A 9841-nucleotide genomic window follows, 5' to 3' on the forward strand; every position below is an offset into this window, starting at 1 on the left:
CGCTCTGCAACGACTTGGGAAAACGATGACTTCTCTGCCCGGGCGCGGCCGCACCGCCGTCACCGCCGTCCTCTCCTCCGCCCTGCTGCTGAGCGCCTGCAGCGCGGCCGGCACCGGCAAGGCCGAGGCCGACCTGCACGACCAGCTCCCCGAGGCCGTCAAGAAGGCCGGGGTGATCCGGGTCGGCGCCTCGCTGACCGCCGCTCCGGTGATCTTCCGCAGCCCCGAGGGGCAGCCGGACGGCCTCGACCCCGACCTCGGCGCCGCCATGGCGAAGGTCCTCGGCGTCAGGTTCGAGTTCCAGGACGCGGGCCCGTTCAGCAACGTGCTGCCCGGACTGCTGGACAAGAAGTACGACGTGGCGATGTCCGGCATCACCGACAACCTCAACCGCCGCCAGGGCCTCGACAAGAACGGCAAGCAGGTCAACGACGGCGTCGACTTCGTCGACTACTACATGGCCGGCATCGGCATCATGGTCGGCAAGGGCAACCCGGCGAAGATCGTCAAGATCGACGACCTGTGCGGCCACGCCGTCGCCGTGAAGAAGGGCACCACCCACAACGACCTCGCGCTCCGCCAGAAGGCCGTCTGCGACGGCCAGAGCAAGCCGCTCAAGGTCGAGGAGACCACGGACGACGCCGGGGCCATGGAGGAGCTGCGCAGCGGCCGGGCCGACGCCTACGTCACCGACTACCCGAAGGCCCTCTACAACTCGCAGGTGGCGGCCGGCGGCAAGTCCTTCGACATCGCCGGACCGCAGCTGCAGCCCAAGCCCTACGGCATCGCCCTGCGCAAGGGCGACGAGCAGCTGCGCGACGTGCTCGCCAAGGCGATGCGGCGGCTCGTCGCCGACGGCACCTACGACCAGATCCTCAACAGCCGCAAGCTCACCGTCGGCGCCATCCAGAGCCCGGTCGTCAACGGCGGCACCAGCTGACGGCGCCCTGACCCCCGAACCGGCCCCCGGCCCGGGCGGCACCGGGAGGTACCGCCGAAGGTGCACGGGCGGGCGGTTCGGGGGCGCCGGGGGGCCGGTTCGGGGGCGCGGGCGGCCGGCTCGGGGGCGCGGGGGGCCGGCCGCGCAGCCGCCCTGTCGTGCGCGTTTAGTCGCCGTGCATTCGGAGCCGTGACCCTGGGTGTCTGACGGACCGTCACCCCTGAGTCCGACAGTGCGGCACGCGGCGAAAGAGGAACACATGACGACTGCTGTCCCGTCCACCCCGGTCAACGCCCCCAACACCGGCCGGAAGGTGCCCGGCAAGGCCGACTGGGCGGTCACCCCGATCACCAAGGGCAAGGCCGTGTACGCGTTCCCCGCCGAGTGGCAGGGAGGAGCGCTGCACCACAAGATCTCCAAGGAGAAGCTCAGCTCGATCGCCGAGCAGATCGCGGGCCTCTACAACGCCGGCGACCAGGGGCTGAAGACCGCCGTCCGGAACTTCTGGGCGCTGTGCTGGCAGCTGGCCGGCCAGCCGGTCGTCGAGGCCGTGATGCAGGCGGAGCCGAAGACCAGCCCGCACCGGCTGCTCTGGAACCTGCCGATCATGGTGTCGCTGGGCCCGAAGAGCCCGGCGACCGACCCCGGGCAGGCCTTCGACGCCGACACCGAACCGGCCCCGGGCGGGAACGGACTGCGGCGGATGGACGCCGTCTCCACCAGCCTGAAGGCCCTGGAGGACGCCTGGGACACCGCGAGCGGAGCCCGCAACGGGCAGGGCGACTTCGACACCGCCCTGTGGAAGCGGCTGACGGCCCTCCTCACCGAGGCCCACGCGGCCGCCGAGGACGCCCACGGCACGGCCCGCGGGGGCAAGCTGCTCTACCCACCGCTGCCGGAGCAGTGGCTCCACGACACCGTCACCGGCCAGCGGCTGCGCAAGGGCCTGACCGACTACTGCGGTACTCAGACCGGCCGGCAGCTGTTCACCGCCGCCCGGGCCAACGTGCCGGCCATCGTCCAGTACAAGGGCTCCACCACCCGGGTCGGCACCGGCCAGCACCGACTCACCTTCAACGGCACCACGATCGACCTGGTCGTGTCGGTCACCGAGGATGCCGTCCACCACGTCTGCACCCGGCACACCCTGACCTTCTTCGACTTCCGCGCCACCGCCCGGCCGATCAACACGGTCTGGCAGCAGGCCAGGACCTTCGCCGACGTGTCCCAGCTGGCCCGCGCCGTCCTGCCCGGGATCGCGCGGAGCTGCCTCACCGAACTGGCCCGCGAGGAGAACGCGAACCCCGCCGTCGACTGGCTCGGCCGGGACATCGAGCTGGACATCCAGCCGGCCGGCCCGCACACCGTCTACTTCCGGGCCGGCGTCGAGAACGTCCAGCCGCAGGGCAACGGCCACCTGATCGAGGTCGAGCTGAAGACCTTCGCACCCTCCGGCGCCAGCGGCCCCGGCTTCCTGCGGCAGGAGCTCAACGCCATCGGCCTCGCCATCGGCGCGCTCCCGTAGGGCCGTCCCCGACGGCGGGCCGGGACCCCGCGAGGGGCGGGGCGGCCGGGCCCGGTGGAACGCGGTGCGGGCAGCACTCCGCGTCCACCGGGCCTGCGCCCTACCGGACGTCGGCCTCCACCTGCGCCGCGCTGCCGGAACCCCCGGCTGCGGCCGCGTCCACCACGGCCCCGCCGTCCGGGTCGAGGGCCGGGGCGGCGTCCGGACCGGCGTCCGGGGCGGCCGAGGCGGGCAGGGTGCGGCCGAACAGGGCGGCGGCGCCGAGCAGCAGGGTCAGTGCGGCCACCGCGAGCAGGGTCGGGGTCAGCCGCCAGGGCCCGAGCAGCGCGCCGACGGCCAGGGCGGCAGCCCCGGAGCCGAGGTTGTACGCCGAGCCGATGCCCGCGTTGACCGTGGTGTGCCGGTCCTTCGGGAATCCGGTGCCGACCAGGAGGTAGGCGATGACGTACATCGGCGTGAGCGAGGCTCCGACGAGCAGGCTGCCCAGCACCACCGGGGCCGGGCCGGTGCTGACGGCGACAATGGCGAGGCCGGCTACCAGGACGAGCACGGCGCCGAAGTAGCGCCGCCACGGCCGGGCGTCGCGGGTGGGCAGACGGCCGTACGCCAGACCGGCCACGATTCCGCCGACCGAGTCGAGCGCCATCAGCACACCCGCGAGCTGGACGTGGCCGTGGGCGAGCGCCCAGGCCGGATAGCCGACGCTGAGCGCGCCCATGGCGACGCCGAGCGCGGCCATCGGGGCGAGCAGTGCGGCGCCGTTGCGCGAGAGCAGCACCCCGCGGCGTTCTCCGCTGCCGCCGCTGCCGCCGCTGCCTCCGCCGGGAGCGGACGGCTTCGGAGTGCCCCGGAGCACCCGGTCGGCGCCCAGCGCGTGGACCGTCCGCCAGAACCAGAGCGTGCCCAGCAGGGCGCTCAGTCCGCCGGTGATCACCGCCCACTGCGCTCCGACGACCAGCCAGATGCCGGAGGTGAGCAGCGGCGCGACGACGAAGGTGGCCTCCTCCACCACGGAGTCGAGCGAGTGCAGCCGGGTGTTCTCCGCGTCGCTGCGCGCGATCTCCGTCCAGACCGTCCGGAGCACGGCGCTGTTGGGCGGGGCGAGCGCGGCGGACGCGGCGGTCAGCGCCAGCGCGGCCGGCCGGAGGACGGACGAGTCGGAGAGGGCCAGCACGGCCGCGCCGGCGGTCGTCGCGGCGAAGGCGAGCGCCATGGGCACCAGCAGGCGGTGTGCACCGTGCCGGTCGATCAGGGCGCCCTTGGCGGGGCCGCTGAGCGCGGCGCCGATCAGGAAGGCGGCGAACGCGGCTCCGGCCCAGCCGAGTTGGTGGCGGCCGGTGAAGACGGCGATCATGCCGAACGGGACCATGCCGGCGGCCAGCCGCCCCAGCGTGACGGCGGTGATGACGGAGGCGACGCGGCGGTCGCCGAGCAGGGACCGGTAGGTGGGCGGTGCGGGGTGCTCAGTCACGCGGGTCCCTTTCGTGGCTGACCGTGTCGCTGCCGGTCCACGCGGCGGCGAGGGTGACGGCGCGTTCCAGGACGGCGGGCGGAGTGCCCTCGTCCAGCTCGGCGTTCTCGACGACGAGGGCCGGCGGGCGACGGCGCAGGGCGAGCCGGCCGACGAGGTCGGCGCCGTGCAGGACGGGCAGCGCGAAGTAGCCGAACTCCCTTTTGGCGGCCGGCTTGTAGGCCTCCAGCCGGTAGTCCTTGCCGAACAGCCGGAGTTGGCGGTCGCGGGTCCAGACGAGCGAGTCGAAGGGCGACAGCGGGGTCACGGCGTCCTCGTCGACCTTCTGCCCGGGGTCGGCGCCGGGGGCCAGCCAGGCCGGCTCGCGCCAGCCGCGGACGGTGCACCGCTCCGCCCCGAGCACGGCGAGGGCGCCCTCGGCCTGGGCCGGACGGAGCCGGAAGTAGTCCGCCACGTCCTTGGTGGTGGCGACGCCGAGCGCCTCCAGGGCGTGCGCGCACAGCAGCCGCAGGCACGCCTCCTCCGGCAGGTCGGTGTTCAGCAGGTGCTCGGGGACGGCGAGTTCGGGCAGGCAGTAGACCCGCTCCCAGCGGTCGCGCTCGGCGCAGACGGCGCCGCCGGTGGCGGCCAGCCACTCCAGGGCCCAGCGGAACACCGAGTCCCGCTCCCAGCCGGTGCCGGCCGTCCGCCCGAAGTCCCTGAGCCGGACCCGGCCGCGGGCGTGCAGGCGCTCCCGCGCGTGGGCCACGGCGGCCGGGTCCACGGCGGGCCCGCGCCAGCCGTCCGCGAGGATGCGGCGGCGCCGGAAGCCGAACGCCGGCCAGAGGTGGAGCGGGACGAGGGAGAGCGCGTGGGCCATTCCCTCGAAGGAGGTACCGGTCTGCGCCGCCGCGCCGAGCGCCGACACCTGATCGGGTGTCACTCCACGGGCGAGCAGGACGAGTTCGTGCGAGCGCCGGACGGCGGACATCGAGTCGATCTGGAGGCAGCCGAGGCGGGCGAGCACCTCGGCGGCTGTCGGTGCGGCGGGCTCCGCTGGGTGCAGGCCCTGGGCGGCGACCGCGGTGCGGCGCGCCTCGTCGGTGGTCAGTTCGGCAGTCACGAGTCCCGCAGGGATTCAGGGCCGACGAGGACGATCCGGGCGATCTCCTGTCCTCGGCGGACGTGGACGGTGGTCCGCGGGCTGACGGCGACGCTGAAGCCGCTCGGCTCCATCCGGCCCAGGGACGCCGCGGTGAGCACTCCGACCTGGACCCCGAGGTCCGGCAGGTCCTCGGACGGGAAGGTCAGGACGGACAGGGGTGCCACGTCCTCCGGCATCCAGCCCAGACGCCATTCCACCGTGCCCCGCCCGTTGGGGACGAACATACTCCCCCAGCCGTCGCGTTCGCGGAACTGGTAGAGGTGCAGCCACGGCGGCTTGTCCATGGCCAGCGCCGTACCGCTGCGCAGCCAGACCTCCTGCTTGCCGACGGCGGCGGCCGCGGCCTCGGCCTCCCCGGCGGAGACCTCCACCTGGGGCAGCGGGGAGAGCGTCACGTCGACGGGGCTGGGGATGCGCCATCCGATGCGCTGGCCGAGCACCCAGGGCGCGCAGAACTCGGGCTGCCGTGCGGCCCGCAGGAAGCGGAAGCTGTCGCTGTAGAGGCGTTCGCGCTCCTTGGCGGCCTCGATGTCGACCGTGCGCCGTTCGGGCAGCAGGGCCCAGGGGTGGAGGGCGTGGAACTTCATGCGGGGTGTCGGTGTCCTTCCATGCGTGCGCCGCCGTCGGGTCCCGACGGCGACGCAGGCGGTGTGCGGTGGACGGGCGTCAGCCGGCGGAGCCGACCGAACTGTGCGACATGTGGGCCGCGTCGAGGTCGACGTCGTCGAGGCTCACCCGGTCGGTGTCGAACAGCGAGACGCTGCAGGGGCCGTAGCCGACCGGGATGTCCGCGAAGACGGGCTCGCGGTCCGGGGAGTCCTGCTCGGCTCCGAGGTCGACGTCCTCCAGCCGGACGACGGTGATGGCGTGCGGCATGCTGCCGGGCTGGTCGGCGTGCAGGACGGTGCCGCGGGCGAAGGCCGAGGCGTAGACCGTGAAGTCCCGTTCGTCGACCGCGATGCCGCGGGGAGAGGGGCCGGTGGGCAGGTAGCGGGTGGTCTCGAAGGTCTCCATGTCGATGACGGCGATCACCGACTCCCGCTCCAGGGTGACCAGCGCGTACCGGTTGTCCGGGGAGAAGGCGACGGCGCGGCCGCCCTGGCTGGTGACCGGGACCCGCTTCACCACCTGGTCGGTGGCGAGGTCGATGACGGGCACGTAGTCGACGGAGTTGCAGGCGACGAGCGCGAAGCGGCCGGTGCGGTCGACGTTCAGGCTGTAGGGGTGGGAGTTCTCCTGGATGCGGATGCGCGCGATCTCGCGGACGTCGGAGGCGTCGCCCTTCCGCAGCCCGGAGATGTCGATCTTGGAGATGTAGCCGGATCCCCAGACGGAGACGTAGGCGTGGTCGCCGACGATCGCCATGTGCCGCGGGTCGCGCCCGACGGCGATCCGGGTGATCTCCTCGCGCGACTCCAGGTCGACCACGGAGACGGTGTTGGAGCCGGAGTTGGAGACCAGCATGTAGCGGTCGCCCGGCAGGATGCCGAGCCCGCGCGGCCCGGAGCCGACGGTGATCCGGGCGACCTCGCGGTGCGTCAGGGCGTCGATCTCGGAGACCGAGTCGGTGGAGGTGTTGGAGACGAAGCCGCGTCCGTCGCGGGTGAACTTCACGCTGCCGCGCGGCGCGTTGCCGACGGGGATCGAGGTGACGTGCGTGTAGCCGTCCCCCTCCTTGCGGACGACGCTGATCTGACCGGAATCGGTGTCGGTCGAGTAGATTTCGATGGCCACAGATTACTCCTCGGAATTGATCGGACGTGCATCTGTGTGCGGTGATCGCGGATCTCCGGCGCAGTGCGGTGCCGGTCGGGTTCGGGATCTCCTTTTCAGTCGCCGGCCGGCTGCAGGGCGACGTTCGCGCTGAAGGAGTAGGCGAGATTCCAAGCGATCGAGATTCTGACGTCGGCGCCCTCGTACGGCGGCACCGAATGCTTCATCCAGCCCGGCATGAGCAGCAGCGTTCCGGGGCTCGAACCGATCCGCACGGTCCGGCCCTCGTTGGCGAAGCTGATGCCCGGGTCGAAGAACTCCACGTTCGCGCGGGGGTCGGCCAGCTCCAGGTCGCAGGGGCCTGCGGAGGCGACGTAGTAGACCGCGGCGATCGCCGTGTTGGGGTGGAAGTGCGCCGCGTGGTGGTCGCCGCCGCGGTAGATGCTCGCCCAACTGCGGTTCGCCGCGAGGCGGACGTCCGACGCGGCGGGCGCGCCGACGGCCCGGTGGAGCGGTTCGCCCCGCAGGTTCTCCACGAACGTGCGGGCCGTCCTCAGCACCCACGACGTCAGCCGGTCCACCTCCGGATCGCCCCAGTCCGTCAGGTTCCCCACCGTCTCGGACTTGAAGGAGAGGTCCTTGATGTCCGCCGCCGACCGGCTCAGCACCGCGGCCGCCAGGTCACCGTTGATTTCCGTGCCGAAAGGGCACGGGATCTTCGCAACCGGAGTGGCGAAAAGGCTGAGCAGCTTCGCCGGTGAACCTCCCGTCGCCACCGTCTCGTTCTCACGCGTCACATTGATCAACTATCTGCCCCCAGGCGCGCGAACTCGGCGCAATTGATCTTTGATCGTGTGCGGTTCAGCTTATCAACCAGTGTCGAGGACCTGTCAATGCCGATCGGCGAGACCTCACGGGAACTGCCGATGCGTGTGAATTCTGCGGAGTGTGCGCGGAGTCCGGGACGCCGGACGCCGGGTGGCTCTCCGCGCGGGTCCCCGTGGTGCTCTCCGTGGTGCTCTCCGTGGTCCGTTCCGTGGTGCGTTCCGTGGTCGCCACGGAGGCGGCGGACACCCCGGCCGGGGGAGGCTGTGACCACGGCGATCGAGCCGACAGGGACCGGCCCGGCCACGGGTCACGACCAGAGGAGCGAGCATGAGCGGAACCCGCGGTCCAGGGCTGAGGTCCGACCTTCCGGACGGGCCGGCGGCGGCCGGGCCCCGCCCGCGTGACCGACGCCGGGGCGACACCGAGCACCGGCTCGCCCACGACGTCGACGTCTGGGTGGCCAGTGCTTCGGCCGACGGCGGACCGTACCTGGTGCCGCTCTCCTTCGACTGGGACGGTGCGGCGCTGCTCGTGGCCACCCCGGCGGACAGCCCCACCGGCCGGAACCTGGCCGCCACCCGGACGGCCAGGCTCGGCCTCGGCCCCACCCGCGACGTCACGATGATCGACGGCGACGTCGAGGTCCTCGGGACCGACGAACTGACGGAGGAACAGGGCGACCGGTTCGCCGAACGCACCGGCTTCGACCCGCGAACCCTCACAACTCCCTACCGCTGGTACCGCATCACGCCGCGCCGCATCCAATCCTGGCGCGAGGCCGACGAGTTGTTCGACCGCACCCTGATGCGGGACGGCCGCTGGCTGGACTGATCGACATCCGGGCGCGCGGCGGGCCACCGCAGCGCCCGGAGCCCCTCCCCCACAGTCCGGGCCCGGAGCCACCGGGCGGCGGAGTGCCACCGCGGCCGCACGAACCCCACCCGCACCCGTGCACGAGAGGAAACCGAGATGGCGAACACCGAGGAGTCCGCGCGGAGCAACAGCACCACGGCCGAGAAGTCCTTCGACGGGTTCACCCCCGAGGAGCGCGAGGCCATGAAGGACCACGCCCGTGAGAGGGCGTTGGGTGAGGCTATGTCCGTTTCGTCGTTGCACGTTCGTGTGGGGTCTTCGGGAACCGGTGGCGGTTGAGGCGTCCTCGGTGGTGCGCTGGCGCGGTGAGTGAGCGCAAGGCGTATCCGAGTGACGTGTCCGACGCGCAGTGGTCGCCGATCGAGCCGATCCTGCTGGCCTGGAAGGCCGCGCATCCGTCGAGTTCGGGGCATTCCGGCAGCTACGAGTACCGGGAGATCATGAACGCGATCTTCTACCAGAACCGGACCGGGTGTCAGTGGGCCTATCTGCCTCACGACCTGCCGCCGAGCTCTGCGACGTACTACTACTTCCAGACCTGGCGCAAGGACGGCACCGACCAGGCGATCCATGACATCCTGCGTGCCCAGGTCCGGGCCGCGGCCGGGCCGCGCCGAGGATCCGTCGTTGGTGTCGATGGACACCCAGAGCAACCACGCGGCGGTGAACGTCCCGGCCGCCACGACAGGCAAGGATGCGAATAAGAAGGTTCCAGGTCGGAAGCGTGGCCTGGCCGTGGATGTCATAGGGCTGATCATCGCGGTCGTCGTGGTGGCGGCCTGCGTCCACGACAACGCCATCGGCAAGCAGCTGCTGGACAAGGTCGCGCAGGCCGGGACCGTGCAGACCGCCCTGGTCGACCAGGGCTTCAAGTCCAGCGTGGTCGATCACGGCGCCGACCTGGGCATCAAGGTGGAGATCGTCAAACGCAGCCCCGACGACGTCGGGTTCGTCCCGCAGGCTAAACGCCGGGTATCCGAGCAGGTCAACGGCATCCTGATGTTGCACCGTCGCCTGGTCCGCGACTACGAGGCACTGCCGGCCAACGCCGAGTCCCGCGTGTACTGGGCGATAACGGCGAACATGTCCCGCAGGCTGACCAAGGAGTCGACGCCGACCTGGCGCGGAGCGTAGGAGGACCCGCCGATGTCACGCACCGCACTGGAGAGGATCGCCGACCGGGAACAGGCGATCGGCGACATCACCGAGCAGCTGTCCGCCGAGGTCAGCCAGCTCACCGCCCGCCTGGCCGAACTCGACGCGGAACGCGCCGACCTGGCAATCGCCCGCAAAGTCATCCTGTCCCTCGGCGACGACGAGCCCACCGGCGACCGGATGCCGGGCCTG

General features: G+C 72.0%; 10 protein-coding genes and 1 pseudogene. 6 read left to right on the forward strand and 5 right to left on the reverse strand.

What is annotated here, in order from left to right; genetic code table 11:
- The first annotated feature begins 25 nt into the window (after positions 1–25).
- Positions 26–940: an ABC transporter substrate-binding protein gene (locus IE98_RS0135165; RefSeq protein ID WP_052391407.1), complete on the forward strand. Its 915-nt coding sequence runs from the start codon at positions 26–28 to the stop codon at positions 938–940.
- A 259-nt stretch (positions 941–1199) separates the two neighbouring features.
- A complete protein-coding gene (locus IE98_RS0135170) occupies positions 1200–2465 on the forward strand; it encodes a hypothetical protein (protein ID WP_030275862.1) in 1266 nt (421 codons plus the stop codon).
- 100 nt (positions 2466–2565) lie between these two features.
- Here IE98_RS0135170 and IE98_RS0135175 read toward each other — a convergent pair whose 3' ends face one another.
- The 5 genes from IE98_RS0135175 to IE98_RS0135195 form a co-directional block, all read right to left on the reverse strand.
- Entirely contained in the window at positions 2566–3936 is a 1371-nt protein-coding gene (locus IE98_RS0135175; RefSeq protein WP_030275863.1) for an MFS transporter, read from the reverse strand.
- Entirely contained in the window at positions 3929–5038 is a 1110-nt protein-coding gene (locus tag IE98_RS0135180) for a DNA glycosylase AlkZ-like family protein (protein WP_078661551.1), read from the reverse strand. The genes IE98_RS0135175 and IE98_RS0135180 overlap by 8 nt, the downstream gene beginning before the upstream one ends.
- Positions 5035–5667 carry a hypothetical protein gene (locus tag IE98_RS0135185; RefSeq protein ID WP_030275865.1) on the reverse strand — a complete coding sequence of 211 codons (633 nt, stop codon included), beginning with the start codon at positions 5665–5667 and terminating at the stop codon, positions 5035–5037. Before IE98_RS0135185 ends, IE98_RS0135180 begins: the two co-directional genes overlap by 4 nt.
- Positions 5668–5746: 79 nt before the next feature.
- Entirely contained in the window at positions 5747–6814 is a 1068-nt protein-coding gene (locus tag IE98_RS0135190; protein WP_030275866.1) for a YncE family protein, read from the reverse strand.
- A gap of 95 nt (positions 6815–6909) precedes the next feature.
- Positions 6910–7590: a putative 2OG-Fe(II) oxygenase gene (locus IE98_RS0135195; RefSeq protein ID WP_234443800.1), complete on the reverse strand. Its 681-nt coding sequence runs from the start codon at positions 7588–7590 to the stop codon at positions 6910–6912.
- Positions 7591–7948: 358 nt separating this feature from the next.
- Between IE98_RS0135195 and IE98_RS0135200 the strand changes: the two genes are divergently transcribed.
- From IE98_RS0135200 to IE98_RS0135220, 4 genes and pseudogenes are all read left to right on the forward strand, one after another.
- The gene (locus IE98_RS0135200; protein WP_078661552.1) at positions 7949–8452 is read left to right on the forward strand and encodes a pyridoxamine 5'-phosphate oxidase family protein; all 504 of its coding nucleotides are present in this window, start codon (positions 7949–7951) and stop codon (positions 8450–8452) included.
- A gap of 138 nt (positions 8453–8590) precedes the next feature.
- Positions 8591–8773: a hypothetical protein gene (locus IE98_RS0135205; RefSeq protein ID WP_030275869.1), complete on the forward strand. Its 183-nt coding sequence runs from the start codon at positions 8591–8593 to the stop codon at positions 8771–8773.
- A 26-nt stretch (positions 8774–8799) separates the two neighbouring features.
- Positions 8800–9628 (forward strand): annotated as a pseudogene (locus IE98_RS47190) (IS5 family transposase).
- Positions 9629–9640: 12 nt separating this feature from the next.
- Positions 9641–9841, forward strand: a 201-nt coding sequence (locus tag IE98_RS0135220) for a hypothetical protein (protein WP_030275870.1), incomplete at its 3' end; no start/stop codon positions are given.

Origin of the sequence: Streptomyces sp. NRRL B-24484 (assembly GCF_000717715.1) — a bacterium.
GTDB lineage: Bacteria > Actinomycetota > Actinomycetes > Streptomycetales > Streptomycetaceae > Kitasatospora.